This window comes from Burkholderia catarinensis (genome assembly GCF_001883705.2).
In the GTDB taxonomy this organism is placed as follows: Bacteria; Pseudomonadota; Gammaproteobacteria; order Burkholderiales; family Burkholderiaceae; genus Burkholderia; species Burkholderia catarinensis.
The window spans coordinates 1-20,602 of sequence record NZ_MDEQ02000046.1 but is presented as its reverse complement, the minus strand read 5'-3'; the positions used below and the strand labels follow the sequence as shown (position 1 = coordinate 20,602).

Annotated in this window: 15 protein-coding genes; 6 read left to right on the top strand and 9 right to left on the bottom strand. The window is 67.6% G+C overall.

Going from position 1 to position 20,602, the window contains the following annotated elements:
• Positions 1-2: 2 nt before the first annotated feature.
• Positions 3-1,424, bottom strand: a complete 1,422-nt coding sequence (gene hpnJ, locus BFF94_RS35975; protein WP_128844409.1) for a hopanoid biosynthesis associated radical SAM protein HpnJ — start codon at positions 1,422-1,424, stop codon at positions 3-5.
• 157 nt (positions 1,425-1,581) lie between these two features.
• On the bottom strand, positions 1,582-2,757 hold the full coding sequence (hpnI, locus tag BFF94_RS35970; RefSeq protein ID WP_219140420.1) for a bacteriohopanetetrol glucosamine biosynthesis glycosyltransferase HpnI: 1,176 nt from the start codon (positions 2,755-2,757) through the stop codon (positions 1,582-1,584).
• A 632-nt stretch (positions 2,758-3,389) separates the two neighbouring features.
• Here hpnI and BFF94_RS35965 point away from each other — a divergent pair.
• Positions 3,390-4,388, top strand: a complete 999-nt coding sequence (locus BFF94_RS35965; protein ID WP_128841652.1) for an LLM class flavin-dependent oxidoreductase — start codon at positions 3,390-3,392, stop codon at positions 4,386-4,388.
• A gap of 34 nt (positions 4,389-4,422) precedes the next feature.
• On the opposite strand, the gene BFF94_RS35960 is transcribed toward BFF94_RS35965, so the two are convergent.
• Entirely contained in the window at positions 4,423-5,484 is a 1,062-nt protein-coding gene (locus tag BFF94_RS35960; protein ID WP_219140419.1) for an alpha/beta fold hydrolase, read from the bottom strand.
• 171 nt (positions 5,485-5,655) lie between these two features.
• Here BFF94_RS35960 and pdxY point away from each other — a divergent pair, with 171 nt between their 5' ends.
• The 3 genes from pdxY (at position 5,656) to BFF94_RS35945 (ending at position 10,473) form a co-directional block, all read left to right on the top strand.
• Positions 5,656-6,516 (top strand): pyridoxal kinase PdxY, encoded by an 861-nt coding sequence (pdxY, locus tag BFF94_RS35955; RefSeq protein WP_128841651.1) that lies wholly within the window; start codon positions 5,656-5,658, stop codon positions 6,514-6,516.
• 273 nt (positions 6,517-6,789) lie between these two features.
• The gene (locus tag BFF94_RS35950) at positions 6,790-8,934 is read left to right on the top strand and encodes a phosphocholine-specific phospholipase C (protein ID WP_128841650.1); all 2,145 of its coding nucleotides are present in this window, start codon (positions 6,790-6,792) and stop codon (positions 8,932-8,934) included.
• A 390-nt stretch (positions 8,935-9,324) separates the two neighbouring features.
• Positions 9,325-10,473, top strand: coding sequence for a branched-chain amino acid ABC transporter substrate-binding protein (locus tag BFF94_RS35945; RefSeq protein WP_128841649.1), 1,149 nt, complete (start codon positions 9,325-9,327; stop codon positions 10,471-10,473).
• A gap of 138 nt (positions 10,474-10,611) precedes the next feature.
• Here the strand turns inward: BFF94_RS35945 and BFF94_RS35940 are convergent, their stop codons facing one another.
• The gene (locus BFF94_RS35940; protein ID WP_128841648.1) at positions 10,612-11,373 is read right to left on the bottom strand and encodes a FadR/GntR family transcriptional regulator; all 762 of its coding nucleotides are present in this window, start codon (positions 11,371-11,373) and stop codon (positions 10,612-10,614) included.
• A gap of 358 nt (positions 11,374-11,731) precedes the next feature.
• Between BFF94_RS35940 and gudD the strand changes: the two genes are divergently transcribed.
• Complete coding sequence (gene gudD / locus BFF94_RS35935; protein ID WP_128841646.1) at positions 11,732-13,084, top strand: glucarate dehydratase; 1,353 nt, start codon at positions 11,732-11,734, stop codon at positions 13,082-13,084.
• Positions 13,085-13,221: 137 nt separating this feature from the next.
• Here gudD and BFF94_RS35930 read toward each other — a convergent pair whose 3' ends face one another.
• The 3 genes from BFF94_RS35930 to BFF94_RS35920 form a co-directional block, all read right to left on the bottom strand.
• On the bottom strand, positions 13,222-13,686 hold the full coding sequence (locus BFF94_RS35930) for a DUF2214 family protein (RefSeq protein ID WP_128841645.1): 465 nt from the start codon (positions 13,684-13,686) through the stop codon (positions 13,222-13,224).
• A 39-nt stretch (positions 13,687-13,725) separates the two neighbouring features.
• Positions 13,726-14,535, bottom strand: a complete 810-nt coding sequence (locus tag BFF94_RS35925) for a hypothetical protein (RefSeq protein ID WP_128841644.1) — start codon at positions 14,533-14,535, stop codon at positions 13,726-13,728.
• A gap of 235 nt (positions 14,536-14,770) precedes the next feature.
• On the bottom strand, positions 14,771-15,835 hold the full coding sequence (locus BFF94_RS35920) for a glycosyltransferase family 4 protein (protein WP_027783961.1): 1,065 nt from the start codon (positions 15,833-15,835) through the stop codon (positions 14,771-14,773).
• Between the two features lie 564 nt (positions 15,836-16,399).
• Here BFF94_RS35920 and BFF94_RS35915 point away from each other — a divergent pair.
• Positions 16,400-18,232 carry an ABC transporter ATP-binding protein gene (locus BFF94_RS35915; protein WP_128841641.1) on the top strand — a complete coding sequence of 611 codons (1,833 nt, stop codon included), beginning with the start codon at positions 16,400-16,402 and terminating at the stop codon, positions 18,230-18,232.
• A gap of 78 nt (positions 18,233-18,310) precedes the next feature.
• Here the strand turns inward: BFF94_RS35915 and otsA are convergent, their stop codons facing one another.
• Positions 18,311-19,690, bottom strand: a complete 1,380-nt coding sequence (gene otsA, locus BFF94_RS35910; RefSeq protein WP_128841640.1) for an alpha,alpha-trehalose-phosphate synthase (UDP-forming) — start codon at positions 19,688-19,690, stop codon at positions 18,311-18,313.
• Positions 19,687-20,439 (bottom strand): trehalose-phosphatase, encoded by a 753-nt coding sequence (otsB, locus tag BFF94_RS35905; protein ID WP_128841639.1) that lies wholly within the window; start codon positions 20,437-20,439, stop codon positions 19,687-19,689. Before otsB ends, otsA begins: the two co-directional genes overlap by 4 nt.
• Positions 20,440-20,602 lie beyond the last annotated feature (163 nt).

The window sequence follows — 20,602 nt, the reverse complement described above, 5'->3', positions numbered from 1 at the left end:
AATCAGGCCTCGTGCGCGCGCAGGAAGCGGAAGAACTCGACCCCTTCGCGCAGGCGGCGCTTCATCATGTCCCAGCTCGTCAGCATCTCGCGCACGATCTCCCAGATCTTCGACGGACGGAAGTAGAACTGGCGATAGAACTGCTCGAGATGGTGATAGATCTCGTCGCGCGACAGGTGCGCATAGCCGATCGCCGCGAGCTGCACGCCTTCCTTGCTGACCAGGTTGATGGTCTTGTTCTCTTCCATCCAGCCGTTCTCGACGGCCTGCTTGTAGAGCGTCGTGCCCGGATACGGCGCGGCGAGCGACACCTGGATCGTGTGCGGATTGATTTCCTTCGCGTACTCGATCGTCTTCTTGATGGTGTCCTGCGTCTCGCCCGGCAGGCCGAGGATGAAGGTACCGTGGATCTTGATGCCGAGCTTCTTGCAGTCCGCGCTGAAGCGGCGCGCGAAATCGGTACGCACGCCCTTCTTGATGTTCACGAGAATCTGGTCGTCGCCGGATTCGAAGCCGACCAGCAGCAGGCGCAGGCCGTTTTCCTTCATGACCTTCAGCGTCTTGTACGGCACGTTCGCCTTCGCGTTGCACGACCACGTGATGCCTAGCTTGCCCAGGCCGATGGCGATGGCTTCGGCGCGCGGCAGGTCGTCGGTGAAGGTGTCGTCGTCGAACATCAGTTCCTTCACTTCCGGCATGTTGTCGCGGATCCACTTCGCTTCCGCGAGCACGTTCTCGACCGAGCGCGTGCGGTAGCGATGGCCGCTGACCGTCTGCGGCCACAGGCAGAACGTGCAGCGCGACTTGCAGCCGCGGCCCGTGTAGATCGATACGTACGGATAGTTCAGGTAGCCGATGAAGTAGTTGTCGATCTTCAGGTCGCGCTTGTAGACGGGCGCGACGAACGGCAGTTCGTCCATGTTCTCGAGGATCGGACGCGCTTCGTTGTGCTCGATCGAGCCGTCCTTCGCGCGCCAGCTCAAGCCCTTGATCTGCGGGAACGGCTTGCCTTCGGCGATTTCCTTGCAGGTGTAGTCGAATTCCTCGCGGCACACGAAGTCGATTGCCTCGCTCGCCGTGAGCGAGTTGTGCGGATCGACCATCACCTTCGCGCCCACCATGCCGACCAGCATCGACGGCTTCATCTTCTTCAGGTCCTGCGCGAACATCGCGTCGGTCGGGAACGACGGCGTGCTCGTGTGGATGATCACGAGGTCGTAGTCGTTGGCGATCTTCAGCGTTTCCTCGACCGACAGGCCGTCGGCCGGTGCATCGACGACACGGCTGCCCGGCACGAGCGCGGCCGGTTGCGCGAGCCACGTCGGATACCAGAAGGAACGGATTTCGCGCTTCGCCTGGTAGCGCGAACCGGCTCCGCCGTCGAAGCCGTCATACGAAGGGGCCTGCAAGAACAGCGTTTTCATGAATGCTCCGGTAGCCTGCATAGTTCGATTCGTCACAACGATTCAGTCAAAAAACCGCGGGCCGCCGTGCCGGCGCCCGCCTCTCTGTCATGTCGCGCCGCGCGGCCTCACCGCGCAACGCGTCTCGGCCCTCGGGCCGGGTTCGACTGGAACGGCCCTAGCGGCCGTCCACTGCTTCCACGGCCGCCGTCGCGCGTTCGCCGCCGACGACCGTCATCCTTGCGCCGCGCCACACGACGTGCGTGCCGTACGCGGCCGCGAGCCACTCGAGCGCGAGCAGCGTGTCGCGCACCGCGACGAGCGGCAGGTCGCGCCAGAACGCGCGCCAGCCGTCCTCGCCGCGCGCGTGCAGCACGAGCCGCCCGAATGCGCCGACCACGGCCGCCCCGCCCGCCAGCGAGCCGGCGAAGGTGCCGTCGAGACGCAGCGCGAGCGCCGCGCCGATTGCGAGCCACGGCACGGTAAACGTAATGAACAGGAACGCGAAGCCGGCCGGGTTCAGCGAACGGATCGTGCGCAGCCAGCGCGTCTCACGGTGCCACAACGGCCCGAACGACGGCTCGATCACGTCGGTCGCGACCTCGACCTCCGACAGCACGGTGCGCCGCCCGAGGCGGCGCGGCAGCTCGGCAAGCCAGAAATCGTCGGCCAGTTCGTCCCTCAGCGCGAAAAAGCCGCCGATCCGGTCGAGCGTGTCGCGCGTCAGCGCGAGCGTCGCGCCGAAGCCGAAGCGGCTCGAGCGGCCGAGGTGCGTGATCCGCACCGACGGCGCGAACCACGCGTCGACGAACTGCGCGCCGATCCGCGTCCAGAACCCGCCGACGCTGCGAGCATGATACAGGCACGTGACGACGCCAACCGACGCATCGGCGAGCGGCGCCGTCACGCGCTCCAGATAGTCGGGCTGCACCGCGATGTCGCTGTCCGCGATCACGATGCGGTCGTACTTCGCGCGCTCGGCGAGGTTGATCAGGTTGCTGACCTTCAGGTTCTTGCCGTGCACGCGCGCATCGATCACGAGCGTGATGTCGCACTCCGGATAGTCGGCGCGCAGCCGCTCGACGACGGCCACGGCCGGATCGGCCGCCGACGCGACGCCGAACAGCACCTCATGACGCGGATGGCGCTGCTCGCAGAACGTCGCGAGGTTTTCGTACAGGTGAGGCTCCGCGCCGCACAGCGGCTTGAGCACGCTGACCGGCTCGAAGCCGTCGCGCGCGGCCGTGCGCGGCGTGCGCGGCCGCGGCGCGAAGGCGGCGGCGAGCGCATAGCCGGCCGCGGCCAGCGTGAACGCGATCAGGAGCCAGTCGAGCAGCGTTGCGGTTGTCGTCATGCGCAACGCCTCCCGGCGACCTGAACGCCACGGAGAACGCTTGAGCGTGATTGAGCGTGATGCGGTATTCCGACAACGACGAATGCGGGCACGACCCGACTCCTTGTTCCAGCAGCGTCTGTGTATGAGGGGGCACGACCCGTTCTTCGGATACGGCCATGCCCGCGTGGCGCATCTTCGCGCGCCACCCGGACGGGATACGGGAAGACTCGAATGGCTACCATCGGCACAACATGGGCAGGCGCCGGATTTTAGCAGTCTGCGGCACCCCGCGCTCGGCACTACGAGAAACGGACTAGTGCAATTCCGGCAAAGCTGAGCGGTCGACGAACCTTATCGGCACAGCCACGTTCACGTTAGCGTAAGCAGTTTGCAGGCGTATTGCAGTCTTGAAAATCAAACATTTCGTGCAAATTTGTATGTCGATGCGGATTCACATCCAATCGCCGTAAAGATTGGTAATTAATCGGCGATTGAATTGATTTTTGCAACAATCACCGTATTCGACCCTGCACCCCTGTAAGGCGCATGGGTATCGGCGCGTCGCCAGCACGTTCCGGAACCCTTTGGCAAAATCCTTGGCATTTGTTGCGTAAGCGCATCACAAGCTTCCCCCGTTCGAAGGCCACCCGATGATTCCGTTTTCCGTACTCGATCTCGCCCCCATTCCGGCCGGCGCCGACGCCTCCCAGGCTTTCCGCAACACCGTCGATCTCGCGCAGCATGCGGAACGCTGGGGCTACCGGCGCTACTGGCTCGCCGAGCATCACAACATGCCCGGCATCGCGAGCGCGGCGACCGCCGTCGTGATCGGCCATGTCGCGGGCGCCACGCAGACGATCCGCGTCGGTTCGGGCGGCATCATGCTGCCGAACCACGCGCCGCTCGTGATCGCCGAGCAGTTCGGCACGCTCGCGTCGCTGTATCCGGGGCGCATCGACCTCGGCCTCGGCCGCGCGCCCGGCACCGACCAGACCACGTCGCGTGCGCTGCGCCGCGACCTGATCGGCAGCGCCGACTCGTTTCCGGACGACGTCGCCGAGCTGCAGCGCTACTTCGCGGAGCCGGCGCCCGGCCAGCGCGTGCGCGCGGTGCCCGGCGCGGGGCTCGACGTCCCCGTGTGGCTGCTCGGTTCGAGCCTGTTCAGCGCGCAGCTCGCCGCGATGCTCGGGCTGCCGTTCGCATTCGCGTCGCACTTTGCGCCCGACTATCTGCTGCGTGCACTCGAGATCTATCGCGCGCAGTACCGGCCGTCGGCCGCGTGGCCGAAGCCGCACGCCATGGTCGGCGTCAACGTGTTCGCGGCCGAGACCGACGACGAGGCGCGGCGCCTGTTCACGTCGCTGCAGCAGCAGTTCATCAGCCTGCGGCGTGGCACGCCGGGCAAGCTGCCGCCGCCCGTCGACGTGCTCGAGGCGAACGAACTCGAACTCGCGACCGTCGCGCATTCGCTGTCGTTCGCGGCGGTCGGCTCGCGCGATACCGTGCGCGACAAGCTGCGCGACCGCATCGCACAGACGGGCGCGGACGAGCTGATCATCACCGCGCAGATATACGATCACGCCGCGCGGCTGCGCTCCTTCGAACTGGCCGCGCAGATCCGCGACGAGCTCGCGAACGAGGCGCGCTGACGGCACGGGCGCACCGCTGGCGGCCTGCCCCGCATCACTGCGGGTGCACGGCCTCCAGCCCGTCGAGCAGCGCCTTGTGGAACGCGCCCGGGTCCTGGATCTGCGGCGCGTGCCCGAGCGCCGGAAATTCGACGAGCTGCGCGCCGGGGATGGCGGCCTGCGTGCGTTTCGCGAGTTCCGGATAGTGGCCGAGCTTCGCGTGCACGTCGGGCGGCGCGACGTCCTTGCCGATCGCGGTCGTGTCCTTGTCGCCGATCATGAGCAGCGTCGGCACACGAATCGCGCCGAGTTCGTAGACCACCGGCTGCGTGAGGATCATGTCGTAGATCAGCGCGGAATTCCACGCGACCGCATCGCGACCGGCACCGCGATACATCCCGGCGAGCATCTGCACCCAGCGCTCGTACGATGGCGCCCACTTGCCCGCGTAGTAGGTGCCCTGCTCGTAGCGGCGGATGCCGTCGGCCGTGGTCTTCTGTTCGCGCGCATACCAGTAGTCGACCGACAGCGGCGGCACGCCGAGCGCCTTCCAGTCCTCGAGACCGATCGGGTTCACGAGCACGAGCTGGTCGGTCGCCTTCGGATACATCAGCGCATAGCGCATCGCGAGCATCCCGCCGGTCGAGTGACCGACGATCGTCGCCGACTTCACGCCGACCGATTCGAGCAGCGCGTGCGTGTTGCGCGCCAGTTGCTGGAAGCTGTACTGGTAGCGATCGGGTTTCGACGACTTGCAGAAGCCGATCTGGTCCGGCGCGATCACCCGATAGCCGGCGCGGCTCAGCACGCCGATCGTGTCCTCCCAGGTCGCCGCGCAGAAATTCTTCCCGTGCAGCAGCACGACGGTGCGGCCGTTCGGGTGCGCCGGCTGCACGTCGAGGTACGCCATCTCGAGGGTTTCGCGCTGCGACACGAACGCGTAGGTGTGCACGGGCTCCGGATAGGTGAACCCTTCCAGGCGCGGGCCGTACACGGGCCCCTCGTTGCCGGCGGGCGCCGCGGCAGCCGCCATGGCAGGCAGCGCGCACGCAGCGGCCACACCCATGCCGAGCACGACGGCGCGCGCGACAGACAACTTCTTGCAAATCGAATGCATGGCGATCACGGTGATTGGGGACGCACGCGGGCAGCCCGGCCGCCTCGCGCTCCGCGATTCTACGCGGTCGCGTGACGACGGCGCGCAACACTCCGGGGCCGCGACTTCCGCGCGTATGACGAACTCGGGTATCGTGTGACGTGACCCTGAAACGCGTGCAGGCGAATTCCCATGAAAAACGTCCTCAGCATTCAGTCGCACGTCATCTACGGCCATGCCGGCAACAGTGCGGCCGTATTCCCGATGCAGCGCCTCGGCATCAACGTCTGGCCGCTCAATACCGTCCAGTTGTCGAATCACATGCAGTACGGCCACTGGGCCGGCAGCGCGATCGACGCCGCGAAGATGGAGCAGCTCGTCGACGGCATCGCCGCGATCGGCGCGCTCAAGCGCTGCGACGCCGTGCTGTCCGGCTTCCTCGGTTCGCCGCCGCAAGCGCGTGCGGCCGTCGAGATCGTCCGCTCGGTGAAGGCGACGAACCCGAACGCGTGGTATTTCTGCGATCCGGCGATGGGCCAGACGGGCGGCATCCGGCCCGAGCCCGGCGTCGAGGAATTCATCGTCCAGGAGGTGCCCGCGCTCGCGGACGGCATGTCGCCGAACCACACCGAACTGCAGAAGCTCGTCGGGCGGCGCATCGAAACCGTCGCCGAAGCCGTCGACGCGTGCCGCGCGCTGATCCGCCGCGGCCCGCAGATCATCCTCGTCAAGCACCTGCACGACCGCAACAGCCCGGCCGACCGTTTCAACATGCTCGCCGTCACCGAAACCGAGGCATGGATCGGCCAGCGTCCGCTGTACGCGTTTCCGCGCCATCCGGTCGGCGTCGGCGACCTGACCAGCGCGATCTTCGTCGCATGCCGGCTGCGCGGCGACTCCGTGCGCGCCGCGTTCGAGCATACGCTCGCGGCCGTGCACGCGGTCGTGAAGGCCACCTACGATGCGCGCCGCTACGAGCTCGAACTCGTCGCCGCGCAGGACGAAATCGCGCGCCCGAGCGAATGGTTCGGCGCGTGGGTGACGGACGCCTGACGCGCCGGTACCACCCTCCGCTGCGCCGGCGCGCCGCTCGCGCCACGCCGCTTTCCCGCCCCGCCCCTTCCCACCTGTACCACGACTGCCGGCGATACGCGCCCCGATGCCACTTCGATGCGGATGCAAACGTTTCCGGACTTCACATGAATGACACCGATTCCCCGCTATGCTCGCGACGGCACGAACCGGCGCAGCCGCATCCTGCGACCCGGGCGCGCCCTTTCCGCAGGTCCCGCCAATCGGCTCCCCCTTTTACCCACGATAACGACCATGACCCGATCGAATCGTCGTGACTTCCTGCGCGTCGCCGCCGGCACCGCCGGCGCCGCCGCGCTGAACCTGTTTCCGCCCGCGATCCGCGATGCGCTCGCGATTCCCGCGAACCGCCGCACCGGCACGATCCGCGACATCGAACACATCGTGATCCTGATGCAGGAGAACCGTTCGTTCGACCACTACTTCGGCACGATGCGCGGTGTCCGAGGCTTCGGCGATCCGCGCCCGCTGCGCCTCGCGAATGGCAAGTCGGTGTTTCACCAGCCGGTCGGCCCGGCCGAGCTGCTGCCGTTCCACCCGGGCGCGGACAAGCTCGGCCTGCAGTTCCTGCAGGATCTGCCGCACGGCTGGCAGGACATGCATGCCGCATGGAACAAGGGCCGCTACGACCAGTGGGTGCCGAACAAGGGCACCACGACGATGGCGTACCTGAAGCGCGACGACATCCCGTTCCACTACCAGCTCGCCGATGCGTTCACGATCTGCGACGCGTACCACTGCGCGATCCCGAGCTCGACCGACCCGAACCGCTACTACATGTGGACGGGCTATGTCGGCAACGACGGCACGGGCGGCGGCCCGGTGCTCGGCAACGAGGAAAAGGGCTACGGCTGGAGGACCTATCCGGAGGTGCTCGAGCAGGCCGGCGTGTCGTGGAAGATCTACCAGGACGTCGGCACGGGGCTCGACGCGAACGGCTCGTGGGGCTGGACGCAAAACCCGTACATCGGCAACTACGGCGACAACGCGCTGCTCTACTTCAACCAGTACCGCACGGCACTGCCCGGCACCCCGCTGTACGACAAGGCGCGCACCGGCACCAACATCAGCGCCGGCGGCACGCTGTTCGACGTGCTGCAGCAGGACGTGAAGAACGGCACGCTGCCGCAGGTGTCGTGGATCTGTGCGCCGGAAGCGTATTCCGAGCACCCGAACTGGCCTGCGAACTACGGCGCGTGGTACATCGAGCAGGTGCTGCAGGTGCTCGTGTCGAATCCCGACGTGTGGAGCAAGACCGCGCTCTTCATCACGTACGACGAGAACGACGGCTTCTTCGACCACGTGCCGCCGCCGTTCGCGCCGCAGTCGCGCGACAACGGGCTGTCGACGGTCGCGACGACCAACGAGGCGTTCGCCGGCGACGCGTCGCATATGGCCGGCCCGTACGGGCTCGGGCCGCGCGTGCCGATGCTCGTCGTGTCGCCGTGGACCAAGGGCGGCTGGGTCTGCTCGCAGACCTTCGATCACACGTCGCTGCTGCAATTCATCGAGGCGCGGTTCGGCGCGCAATATCCGGTCACGGCCGGCAACGTGTCGCCGTGGCGCCGTACGGTATGCGGCGACCTCACCGCCGCGTTCGATTTCGCGACGGCCGACGCCGGCTGGCCGACGCTGCCCGACACGAGCGGCTACGCGCCGCCCGATCGCCTGCGCCATCCCGACTACATCCCCGTGCCGCCGGTGCTGCAGAAGCTGCCGAAACAGGAGGCCGGGTTGCGTCCGGCACGCGCGCTGCCGTACGAGCTGTTCGTGCACGGCCGCGTCGAATCGGTGAACGGCCAGTTCCGGCTGACCTTCGCGAACACGGGCAGTGCGGGTGCCGCGTTCCAGGTCCAGTCGCGCAATCGCCTCGACGGCCCGTGGGCATACACGGTCGACGCCGGCAAGCGGATCGCCGATACGTGGAGCGCCGCGCCGTCGCTCGGCCTCTATGACCTCGACGTGTACGGTCCGAACGGCTTCTACTGCCATTTCCGCGGCCCGTTCGCGACCGGCGTCGGCAGCGCGAACGTGAACCCCGAGGTGATCTACGGCTACGACGTCGCGAACGGCAACATCACGCTGCGCCTGATGAACCGCGGCCACAAGGCCGTGCGGCTCAAGGTCACGAACGCGTACGGCCACGGCCGCTCGCGCACGTTCGACCTTGCACCGGGCGCACACGTCGACGACTACTGGGATCTGCGCGGCAGCCACGGCTGGTACGACCTGACCGTCAGCGACGGCCGGCTGCTCGGCTTCCTGCGCCGCTTCGCGGGCCACGTCGAAACGGGCCGCCCGAGCACCAGCGACCCGCTGATCCGCACGACCGCGTCGCACAACGACGCTGAAGCCGAATCGGACGCGCTGTCCGACTGACGGTTTCCCAAGCGCGGCGCGGCGCGGCCCAGGCGGGCCGCGCCGCTGCTCTGCCCCGCACCGCCCCCTCCTCCTCCCCGCCCGCTCTTCCCCGCCCGCTCCGTGCGCGACGGGAAACTCCCGATACCGGCCGTCCCCGCACACGCGGAAGCTATGCGCAAATCCGCACCGATTGCGCGGCAAATTGCCAAGACCCGTGCTTATCGGCGACCTATATATCGAGATAATCGGGGCTCCTCGCGGAGCCTGACGGGAGATTCTTCCGAGAATCACGATGCCGACCTCCCCGCCCGATTCCGAGAAGCGGTCGAACCGCCCGCCCGTCGCACGCGCCCGGCCCGCCCGGACGCGCGCGGTACCTACTCGCAGGTGTCGAACAAGAGGAACAACATGAAATTCCGTCATTCCGTGCTGTCGGTGTCGATTGCATCCGCGCTTGCCCTCCTCTCGCAACAGGCTGCGCACGCCGCCGACGCAACCGACGTCAAGATCGGCTTCGCCGCGCCGCTCACGGGCGTGAACGCCGGCTATGGCAAGGACTTGCAGAACGGCGTGCAGCTCGCGCTCGACGACGCTGCCGCGCAGAAGGTGCAGATCGCCGGCAAGCCCGCGCACTTCAACCTCGTCGTGCAGGACGACCAGGCCGACCCGCGCATCGGCGTGCAGGCCGCGCAGGCGCTGGTCGACCAGAACGTGTCGGTCGTGGTCGGCCACTTCAACTCGGGGACGACGATTCCGGCATCGGTCGTGTACGACAAGGCCGGCATCCCGGTGATCGATCCGGCCGCGACCAACCCGACGCTCACGTCGCGCGGGCTCGCGAACATGTTCATGGTGATCGCGACCGACGGCCAGAACGCCGGCAACGCGGGCAAGTACGCGGTCGCCGTGACGAAGGCCAAGCGCATCGCGATCATCGACGACCGCACCGCGTTCGGCCAGGGCGAGGCCGACGAGTTCGAGAAGGCCGTGAAGGCCGCCGGCGGAAACATCATCGGCCGCGAGTTCACCAGCAACCAGGCCGTCGACTTCCGTGCGCAGATCACGAGCCTGAAGGCCAAGAATCCCGACCTGATCTTCTTCGGCGGCCTCGATTCGCTCGCCGCGAACTTCATCAAGCAGATGCGCCAGCTCGGGCTGAACGCGCAGTTCGTCGGCGGCGGCGGCGTGAAGGACAACGAGTTCATCAAGATCGCGGGCCCGGCTGCCGAAGGCGCGATGGCGTGGGAATACGGCCAGCCGCTCGACGAGCTGCCGCAAGGGAAGGATTTCGAACAGCGCTTCAAGAAGCGCTTCGGCGTCGAGGTGCTGTCGTATGCGCAGTTCGGCTACGACGCGGCGTGGGCGGCGATCAAGGCAATGCAGGCGGCCGGCTCGATCGAACCGAAGGTCTATCGCCCGGCGCTCAAGAAGGTCGACTTCGAAGGGGTCACCGGCCGCATCTCGTTTGCGAACGACGGCTCGCTGAAGAGCGGGATGTCGACGCTGTACCAGGTGAAGAGCGGCGCGTGGAAGACGATCGTGACGAAGGGAGGCTGAGCGGCGGGGTCGGCGGCCGGGCGGCGGAAACGCCGCCCGGCCCCGGAGATCGATGAAGCTACGCCGATCTCATATGACGACTGATGTTGACGCAATTCGACCGGGCCCGTGGCAACGCGGGCCGCGCGGCCCGGCGCGTCAGCCTGCCTGCGTGTCGCGCTCGGCCTCGGCCGCCTCGTGTGCACGGCGCAGCCGCTCGCGGCTGTTGGTGAGGTGCGTGCGCATCGCGGCGCGTGCGGCCTCCGGGTCGTGCCGCGCGATCGCCTCGTAGATATCCTCGTGCTCGTGGTTCAGCCGGCCGACATAACGCTCGAGATCGTCGCCGGCAAAGCGCGCCGAATTCACGCGCGTGCGCGGGATGATCGACGTGCCGAGCTGCGTCATGATGTCGACGAAATAGCGGTTGCCGGTGGATTGCGCGATCTGCAGATGGAACTGGTAGTCGAGCTGCGCCGTGTCGCGGCCGCCGCCCGCCCCCGTCGCGATCGCATCGAGCGCGCGTCGCAGCGCGGCGAGGTCGGTATCGTTCGCGCGCTGGGCGGCGAGGCTCGCGCATTCGCTTTCGAGGCTGATGCGCAATTCCAGCACCGCGAGCACGTCGCGCAGCGTCGTGATCGTCGCGGGATCGATGCCGAGCGTCTGGCGGCGCGACGGCTCCAGCACGAAGCTGCCGATGCCGTGGCGCGTCTCGACGAGGCCGCTCGCCTGCATCCGCGAGATCGCTTCGCGCACGACCGTGCGGCTCACGCCCTGCGCCGCCATGACTTCGGTTTCGGTCGGCAGCTTGTCGCCGGGACGCATCGTGCCGTTTTCGATCTGCGCGGTCAGCGCGTCGACGACATCTTGCGCGAGGCTGCGTGCGCGACGGCGCGGCGCGGCGGGAAGCGTGGGCACGGACATGAGGCCGGTTCCTTTTTGAATGATCTTGATGTGGGCCGAGGGTTTACGCGGGGTTTGAGCGACGGCCGATGATTCATTATACTGCGTCACAAGTCATCCGACGACTGATGATCGATGCACGGATCTCCTGTCGACTCAAGCCGGCATTCCAGCGCCGCCTGGTCCCATGCTTTACGATCAGCCAGCGTTCGCGTTCCGCGCTCCGCTGGTCCGGTTGTCGCTCCCACCCCGTTCCGGGTTGCGTCGACATGCAGGCCTTGCGCGCCGCGCACGTCGGTTGTCGAATGATCGCACCTCCCGCCGCGCGCGGCAAAGCTTTTGCCGCACGGCATTGCCCACCCTTTTGCCATCGCCGCCCATGAACGCCGTCACAGCCTCGCCTTCCCACGACACGCCGCGCATCGTCGACCTGCAAGCGATTCCGGTCGCCGGCCACGACAGCATGCTGCTCAACCTGAGCGGCGCGCACGGTCCGTTCTTCACCCGCAACCTCGTGATCCTGAAGGACAGCGCGGGACGGACCGGTGTCGGCGAGGTGCCGGGCGGCGAAAGCATCCGCCGCACGCTCGACGATGCGCGCGCGCTCGTCGTCGGCCAGCCGGTCGGCAATTACCACGCGGTGCTCAACGACGTGCGGCGTACCTTCGCCGACCGCGACTCGAGCGGCCGCGGGCTGCAGACCTTCGACCTGCGCACGACGATCCACGCCGTCACCGCGCTCGAGGCCGCGCTGCTCGACCTGCTGGGCCAGCATCTCGGCGTGCCGGTCGCCGCGCTGCTCGGCGAGGGCCAGCAGCGCGAGCGCGTCGAAATGCTCGGCTACCTGTTCTATGTCGGCGACCGCACGAAGACCGCGCTGCCCTATCGCGACGGCAGCGGCGCGACCGACGACTGGACGCGCGTGCGCGACGAAGCCGCGCTGACGCCCGAGGCGGTCGTGCGGCTCGCCGAGGCCGCGCATGCGCGCTACGGCTTCAACGACTTCAAGCTGAAGGGCGGCGTCTTCGAAGGCGCAAGCGAGATCGAGGCCGTGACGGCGCTCGCCGAGCGCTTCCCCGATGCGCGCGTAACGCTCGACCCGAACGGCGCATGGTCGCTCGATGAAGCCGTGCGGCTGTGCCGCGACCAGCATCACGTACTCGCCTATGCGGAAGATCCGTGCGGCGCGGAGAACGGTTACTCGGGCCGCGAGGTGATGGCCGAATTCCGCCGTGCGACGGGGCTGCCGACGGCGACCAACATGATCGCGACCGACTGGCGGCAAATGGGCCACGCGGTGCAGTTGCAGGCCGTCGACATCCCGCTCGCCGATCCGCACTTCTGGACGATGCAGGGTTCGGTGCGCGTCGCGCAGATGTGCCGCGACTGGGGTCTCACGTGGGGTTCGCATTCGAACAACCACTTCGACGTATCGCTCGCGATGTTCACGCATGTCGCGGCCGCCGCGCCGGGCCAGGTCACCGCGATCGACACGCACTGGATCTGGCAGGACGGCGAACGGCTGACGCGCGAACCGCTGAAGATCGAGAACGGGCTGGTGGAAGTGCCGAAGCGGCCGGGGCTGGGCGTCGACATCGACATGGATGCCGTCGCGGTCGCGCACGAGTTGTACCGGCAGCACGGACTCGGCGCCCGCGACGATGCGGCGGCGATGCAGTATCTGATTCCGGGGTGGACGTTCAACAACAAGCGCCCCAGCCTCGTGCGCTGAGTACGGGACGGACCGGGCGGCAGGATCGCCCGGTCATATCCGGCAGGCCGGGACTAGCTGGCGGCACCTACCCGGCCAGGCCTAGCCGGCCGCACCTACCCGGCCAGGCCTAGCCGGCCGCACCTACCCGGCCAGGCCTAGCCGGCCGCCCCAATCCCCCGTGCCATCCCCGACGCGGCGAACACGATGACGACCAGCAGCACCGCCTGCCAATGGCCGATCCGCACATAGGTGCGCGCCCGGCCGATATCGGGCATCTGCCGCCGCCGCGCGGCAGCGCGCCACCGGATCAGCCCGAGCATCGGTACGACCTCGAGCAACAGGATCAGCACGAGCGCAGTCATCTTCAGATGAAAGAGCGGTGCGTGCAGGTAGTACGCGGTGCCCTTCTCGAAACCGCCGAACGCACGCGCGAGGCCAGTTGCGATCAGCACGAGCGCCGACAGCCCCCACGCTGCGTCAGCCTTGAATACGCCCGGCAGGTCGGCCGCCTGCGCCGATGCGATGAGCCGGCGCAACGCGCGGTTGCGTGCCGCGATCGCGGCAAACGCGACGGCGAACGCGCTCAGGTGAATGGCGGCCAGCAACCAACGGACGATCATCGCGCCTCCTTGTCGCCCGCGCCCGGTGCGCGGGCCCGGTCAGACGATCTGCTTGAGCGCCGCGTCGAGCGCGAGCACCGCGACGCGGTCGCCCTCGGTCGCGAGCGGTGCGCGCATCACGATCTGCCGGTTATGGCCGACGGCCGCCGGCGAATCCCACAGCAGCTCCACCTTCGGCCTCTGGAACAGGCCGCCGCGACGCGGCGGCACCGTAGCCGGCTGCACGTCCGGCGCGCCCTGCTCGCCCGCGGCGGGCGCTGCCCGGCCGGGCCAGCGCACCGACAGTTCGCGCGCGTCGTACTGGCCGACCTTGCGGCTTTCCATCCAGACGATCGCCGTGCGCGTCAGCACGTCGAGCGAAATCGCATAACGGCCGACCGCGAAGCGGCGTGCGGCCACGTTGGTCCGCCACAGCGGCCGCGGACGGCAGATCCAGACGATCGCCGCGTAGAGCGCGGGCGCGGCGACGAGCCAGCCGTTGGTCGCCGTCACCGCATGCAGCGCGCGGCGCCAGCCGGCCACCCACGCGAACGCGCCGATCGACCAGACGGCAAACAGGAAACCGGCCAGCGCGAAGACGCGCAACGCCTGGCGCAGCCACTGCGGCAGCGGATGGAACGGCCGCTCGGCACGCGCGACGGCGCCCGGCAGCGCGAGCAGCAGGAAGATCAGCAGGAGGTAGAGGAACGCCCACGGCGACGACACCATCGCCGACAGCGATGCGCGATACCCCATCTGGGACATCGAGAACAGCCAGCGCGCGAGCAGCACGAGACCGATCGCGCGCAACGCGAAGATCACACCGGCGCCGGGGGCCGGCGCTGCGCGCGTGGTTTTCGTTCTCGCCAAGACTGCTCTCCTCTGGATGATCGTGCGGGGCCGAATTTCACGGCACGGCCATTATAGGGACATTACCGTCTGGACAGACGGCCGGATGGCGTGCCGGCCGCTTCGGGGGACCGTTCGCGGCGTCGGGCGCGGCGAGAATACAACAGATCCGCGCCGCAGATGTGACAACGCCCCGCCGGAAACCCGGACGGGGCGTCGATGAGGCCGTGCGCCGCAGCGCGGCGGCGGCCCGCAATCAGCTTGCGTTGACTTCGCGGAGCACCGTGCGGCGCTTCTGGCGCAGCAGTTCCTCGTAGCCCTTCACGTAGTTCTGTGCCATCACCTTCGACGAGAAGCGGGCTTCGAACGCGGCGCGGACCTTCTCGCGCGGCAGCGTATCGAGGCGCTTGAGCGCCGCGACGGCCGACAGTTCGTCCTCGACGACGAAGCCCGACACGCCGTTGTCGATCACTTCCGGCACCGAGCCGCGCTTGAACGCGATCACCGGCGTGCCGCATGCCATCGCCTCGATCATCACCAGGCCGAAGGGCTCCGGCCAGTCGATCGGGAACAGCAGCGCGTGCGCGTTGCCGAGGAATTCGGCCTTTTCGGACTCGCTGATTTCGCCGATGTACTCGACGTGCGGCAGCGCGAACAGCGGCTTGATCTTCTCTTCGTAGTATGCGCGGTCAGCCTTGTCGAGCTTCGCGGCGATCTTGATCGGCAGGCCGGCCTGCTCGGCGATGCGGATCGCCGTGTCGACGCGCTTCTCCGGCGAGATGCGGCCGAGGAACGCCAGATAGCTCGGCTTCACGTTCGGGATCGGCGTCAGCAGGTTTTCCGGCAGGCCGTGGTAGACGGTCGACAGCCAGTTCGCCTGCGGCAGCGGGATGCGCTGGTTGTCGGAGATCGACACGACCGGCACGTCGCTGAACGCGTTGAAGATCGGCTGCAGTTCCGGCAGGTCGAGACGGCCGTGCATCGTCGTCAGATGCGGGACCGGCTGGCGCGAGAACAGCGAGAACGGGTAGTAGTCGATGTGGCAGTGCAGGACATCGAACTCTTCCGCGCGGCGGCGCACCTGCTCGAGGAGCAGCATGTGCGGGGCCATCACGTCGCGGATCGTCGGGTCGAGGCGCAATGCCTGCGGCCAGCAGGCTTCGAGCTTCGCGGAGGTTTGCGAATCGCCGCTCGCGAAGAGCGTGACGTCATGCCCCATCTCGACGAGTGCTTCGGTGAGATAGGACACCACTCGCTCGGTACCACCGTACAGCTTCGGGGGGACTGCTTCGTGCAACGGAGCGATTTGGGCGATTCGCATGCGTAACTCCTAAAAAATCGGCTAAAAACCAGGTATGGGTCGGCAACCTGCGGCGGTCCGGGCTGGATGCATTTCGTCCGAAGATCGGACGAATCAGCCTGCCGGGGCGTCTAACCCGCACTGCTCAAGGAGCGTCGGCGACGCGACAGGCATAGAACGTTTGAAACGAAGACCCGTTGACAGGGGTTCGTAAAAAAACCTGGAATCGAACCCGGAGCCGATTATCTAGGGTTAATCCCGATACGGCGCACGACATTTCAAACACTTTACTTTGTTACAAAGGCGCAACACTTTGCAACCCGCGGACGTGGGTGTCCGTTCTAGAGTGGAAGGCCCTTTTGGCGATCCTTGTCACCCGTGACTGCCGTCAGCGTGATTCAGCCACATGACGCAGGTCGGGATGCCGGATTTTATCTCAAAATTGCTCGCGAGCCCCCTGGCCAAGGCAAGATTCGCGCAGCGCGACGCACGGCCTTGTTTACAATGCCGGATTATTCAGTCCGGGCGAACGTCGGCATGCGATCCAGCCGCAACGCTCAATCACCGAATCACCGCACGCATATTTTGGAATCTCTCACCCCTGCCCAGCGCAACGCCCACAACGCGAAGCTGTCGAGCTACGCGCACCGGCCCATCGCGTTCCTGTTCCGCTACATCCGTCTCCATCCCGTTGCGCACCTCGTCGTGCTCTGCAGCGTGCTGGCCGCCGTCGGCTGCGCGCTCGGCTCCCAATACGCGATCAAGCACCTGATCGACGTGCTGGCGGCCGGGCGCCATCACCCTGGCCCGCTGTGGAGCGCGTTCGCGCTGCTCGTCGGGCTGATCGCGGCCGACAACCTGCTGTGGCGCATCGGCGGTTGGGCCGCCGCGCACACGTTCGTCGCAGTCACCGGCGACCTGCGGCGCGACCTGTTCCAGTACCTGATCGGCCATTCGCCGACGTATTACTCGGAAAAGCAGCCGGGCACGCTCGCGAGCCGCATCACGGCCACGTCGAACGCGGTCTACACGTCGGAGAACACGATGGCGTGGAACGTGCTGCCGCCGTGCATCGCGGTGATGGGCGCGATCCTGATGATCATCGTCGTCAATCCGCTGATGGCCGCCGGCCTGCTCGGCTGCTCCGCCGTGCTCTCCATCATCCTGTTCAAGCTGGCCGGGCGCGGCTCGGCGCGCCACCATGCGTTCGCGGCGAAGGCCGCGGCGGTCGACGGCGAACTCGTCGACGTGATCGGCAACATGGGCCTCGTGCGTGCGTTCGGGATGACGCTGCGCGAACAGAAGCGCTTCGGCGCAACGGTCAAGGCCGAGATGGATGCGCGCCAGCAGAGCCTGTTCTATCTCGAGAAGCTGCGCCTGCTGCACGCGGTGATCACCGCGATGCTGTCCGCCGGCCTGCTCGGCTGGGCGCTGTGGCTGTGGGACCAGGGCCGCGCGACGTCGGGCGACATCGTGCTCGTCAGCTCGCTCGGCTTCACGATCCTGCACGGCACGCGCGATCTCGCGGTCGCGCTCGTCGACGTCACGCAGCACATCGCGCGGCTGTCCGAAGCCGTGAAGACACTGCTCGAGCCGCACGGAATGCCGGACCGCTCCGACGCGCAGCCGCTGTCGGCCACCGGCGGTCGCGTCGACTTCGAGCGCGTGACGTTCGCGTATCCGCACCGCCGCGCGATCCTCGACCACTTCGACCTCCATATCGAACCGGGCCAGCGCGTCGGCCTGATCGGCAAGTCGGGCGCCGGCAAGTCGACCGTGCTCGCGCTGCTGCAGCGCTTCTACGACACGCAGGACGGCGTCGTGAAGGTCGACGGCCAGGACGTGAAGACCATCACGCAGGACAGCCTGCGCCACGCGATCGCGCTCGTGCCGCAGGACATCTCGCTGCTGCACCGGACGGTCTACGACAACATCGCGTACGGGCGCCCCGATGCGACCCGCGACGAGGTGCTCGCCGCGGCGCGCGACGCACGCTGCGCGGAGTTCATCGAGGCGATGCCGGAAGGGTATGACACGATCGTCGGCGACCGCGGCGTCAAGCTGTCGGGCGGCCAGCGCCAGCGCATCGCGATCGCGCGCGCGATCCTGAAGGATGCGCCGATCCTGCTGCTCGACGAAGCGACGTCGGCGCTCGACAGCGCGTCCGAGGAAGCGATCCAGAGCGCGCTCGACCGCCTGATGGTCGGCCGCACGGTGATCGCGATCGCGCACCGCCTGTCGACGCTGCGCAACTTCGACCGGATCATCGTGATGAGCAACGGCAAGGTGATCGACGACGGCAATCCCGACGTGCTGCGCAACCGCCCCGGCCTGTACCGCGACTTGCTCACGAAGCAGCATGGCCGCCATCACGCGGCACCCGACGGCAACACGCCGACCGGCGAACGCGTGGCCTGACGCAGCGGCGCGCAGCCGACAAAAAAGCCGCGGGGCGTGAAGCACCGCGGCTTTTTTCATTGCGCCGGGAGCGGCCGGCTAGACGTGCTGCAGATCGCGCAGGAAGTTGTCGCGCCACACCGACACGTTGTTCTCGCGAAGCTGCGCGATCATGTCCGCGTAACGCGCGCGCCGTTCGGCGAGCGGCATCGTCAGCGCCTGCGACAGCGCATCGGCCATCCCGTCGATATCGATCGGATTGACGATCAGCGCGCCCGTCAGCTCGCGCGCGGCGCCCGCGAAGCGCGACAGCACGAGCACGCCCGGATCGTCCGGATTCTGCGCGGACACATACTCCTTCGCGACGAGGTTCATCCCGTCGCGAAGCGGCGTCACGAAGCCCACGCGGGCGAGCCGGTACAGCGCGGCCAGCACCTGGCGGTCGTACTGGCGGTGAATATAGAGGATCGGCGCCCAGTCGAGCTCCGCGTAGCGCCCGTTGATGCGCCCCGACTCCGCTTCGAGCTGCAGGCGGATGTCCTGGTACGCGCGCAGGTCCGCGCGCGTCGACGGCGCGATCTGCAGGAACGACACGCGGTTGCGGATCGACGCCTGGTGCTCGAGCAGTTTCTCGAACGCGCGGAAGCGCTCGACGAGCCCCTTCGAATAATCGAGCCGGTCGACGCTCATGATCAGTTGCCGCCCGCGCAGCGACGTCGCGAGCGTGCGCACGGCCTTGCCGTGCTCGCCCGCCTGCGCGAGCGATGCGATCTCGTCCGGATACACGCCGATCGGATAGGCGGCCGCGCGCAGCGTCTGGCCGAACGCGCGCACGCGTACCGTGCGCCCGTCGCGCTCGACCTCGCCGCCTGCCTCGAATTCGATGTAATCGCAGAACGCGCGCAGGTCCGGCTCCGTCTGGAAGCCAAGCAGGTCGAACGCGCACAGCGACTCGACGAGTTCGCGGTGCGGCGGCACGTTGACGAGCACCTGCGCAGCCGGAAACGGGATGTGCAGGAAGAAGCCGATCCGGTTCTTCACGCCGGCAGCGCGCAGCGCGCGCGCGAACGGGATCAGGTGATAGTCGTGCACCCAGATCACGTCGTCGTCCTGCAGCAGCGGCACGAGCTGCTGCGCCAGCCACACGTTGACGCGGCTGTAGCCGTCGAATTCGTGGCGGTCGTACTGGATCAGGTCCGCGCGGTAATGAAACGCGGGCCACAGCGTCGCGTTCGAGAAACCGCGGTAATACTGATCGTAATCGCGGCGCGACAGCCCGACGGTCGCGAACGTCACGGGCCCGCGCTCCTCGATGCGGATCTGCGGCGCGCCGGACGCGACGACCTCGCCGCTCCAGCCGAACCACATGCCGCCGGTCTCCTTCAGCGCATCGTAGACGCCGATCGCAAGACCGCCCGCCGCCGGCTCGCCTTCCGAAATCGGTGCGACGCGGTTTGAAACGATGATGAGCCGGCTCATGCGTCCGGCTGCCCCGTGCCGAGCCAGTGTGCGATCTGCTCATGCAGCGCGTCGACCGAGTCGAGCCGCATGCGGGCGGATGTCTCGCCTGCGCCGACCTTGATCGACAGGCCGCCGCGCGCGTTGACCACCGCGAAGCCCTTTTCGTCGGTCAGGTCGTCGCCCGCGAACAGCGGCACGCGGCCCGCGAACGGCGGCTCGTCGAGGAACGCGGCCAGCGCGCGCCCCTTGTCGACGCCCTTCGGCTTGATCTCGAACACCATCTTGCCGGGCTGCAGCACATACGCATCGGCATATTGGGCAACGAGGCGCTCGGCCGCTTCGCGTGCAGCCGCCTCGCGCTCGGGCGCGTTGCGGTAGTGCAGCGCGACGGCCGCGCCCTTGATTTCGAGCAGCATGCCCGGATGACGGTCGACGACGGCCGCCAGCTCGCGCTCGATGCGCAGCAGACGATCGTCGTTGAAACCGATGCGCTGCGTGTCGCCGTTCGCATCGCGACGCTCCGCGCCGTGCAGGCCGGCGGCAGGCAGGCCGGGCATCTTCAGGAACGCGTCGAGGCTGTCGATGCCGCGCCCGGACACGATCGCGACCGCGCCGTGCGAGCGGCGCCACAGCGCGTCGAGCAGCGTCAGCAGCGACGGCGGAACATGAATGCTGTCGGGAGTCGGCGCCAGTTCGACGAGCGTGCCGTCGAAGTCGAAGAAGAACGCGGTATCGGTCAGGGACAGGGAAGCCGGAACGGATTGCATCGATTCGATAGTCTGAGGGGCGGCCGGCAAACGCGGGGCCGCCGCTGCGCGAATGGAATTGTGCGCATCTTACCGCGCCTGCGCATCGAGATGGGCGAAACCGGTGCAACGCGGGCATCGCGCCGCCCCCTGCGTCAACTGCGACATATTGCCCCGCCCACCC

Bases quoted from the DNA above. Each gene is read 5' to 3' on its own strand.
- BFF94_RS35950 (WP_128841650.1), top strand. From the start codon at position 6,790: ATGACCCGATCGAATCGTCGTGACTTCCTGCGCGTCGCCGCCGGCACC.
- BFF94_RS35930 (WP_128841645.1), bottom strand. From the start codon at position 13,686: ATGATCGTCCGTTGGTTGCTGGCCGCCATTCACCTGAGCGCGTTCGCC.
- otsB (WP_128841639.1), bottom strand. From the start codon at position 20,439: ATGCAATCCGTTCCGGCTTCCCTGTCCCTGACCGATACCGCGTTCTTC.
- pdxY (WP_128841651.1), top strand. From the start codon at position 5,656: ATGAAAAACGTCCTCAGCATTCAGTCGCACGTCATCTACGGCCATGCC.
- BFF94_RS35945 (WP_128841649.1), top strand. From the start codon at position 9,325: ATGAAATTCCGTCATTCCGTGCTGTCGGTGTCGATTGCATCCGCGCTT.
- BFF94_RS35920 (WP_027783961.1), bottom strand. From the start codon at position 15,835: ATGCGAATCGCCCAAATCGCTCCGTTGCACGAAGCAGTCCCCCCGAAG.
- hpnI (WP_219140420.1), bottom strand. From the start codon at position 2,757: ATGACGACAACCGCAACGCTGCTCGACTGGCTCCTGATCGCGTTCACG.
- gudD (WP_128841646.1), top strand. From the start codon at position 11,732: ATGAACGCCGTCACAGCCTCGCCTTCCCACGACACGCCGCGCATCGTC.
- BFF94_RS35960 (WP_219140419.1), bottom strand. From the start codon at position 5,484: ATGCATTCGATTTGCAAGAAGTTGTCTGTCGCGCGCGCCGTCGTGCTC.
- otsA (WP_128841640.1), bottom strand. From the start codon at position 19,690: ATGAGCCGGCTCATCATCGTTTCAAACCGCGTCGCACCGATTTCGGAA.
- BFF94_RS35965 (WP_128841652.1), top strand. From the start codon at position 3,390: ATGATTCCGTTTTCCGTACTCGATCTCGCCCCCATTCCGGCCGGCGCC.
- BFF94_RS35940 (WP_128841648.1), bottom strand. From the start codon at position 11,373: ATGTCCGTGCCCACGCTTCCCGCCGCGCCGCGCCGTCGCGCACGCAGC.
- hpnJ (WP_128844409.1), bottom strand. From the start codon at position 1,424: ATGAAAACGCTGTTCTTGCAGGCCCCTTCGTATGACGGCTTCGACGGC.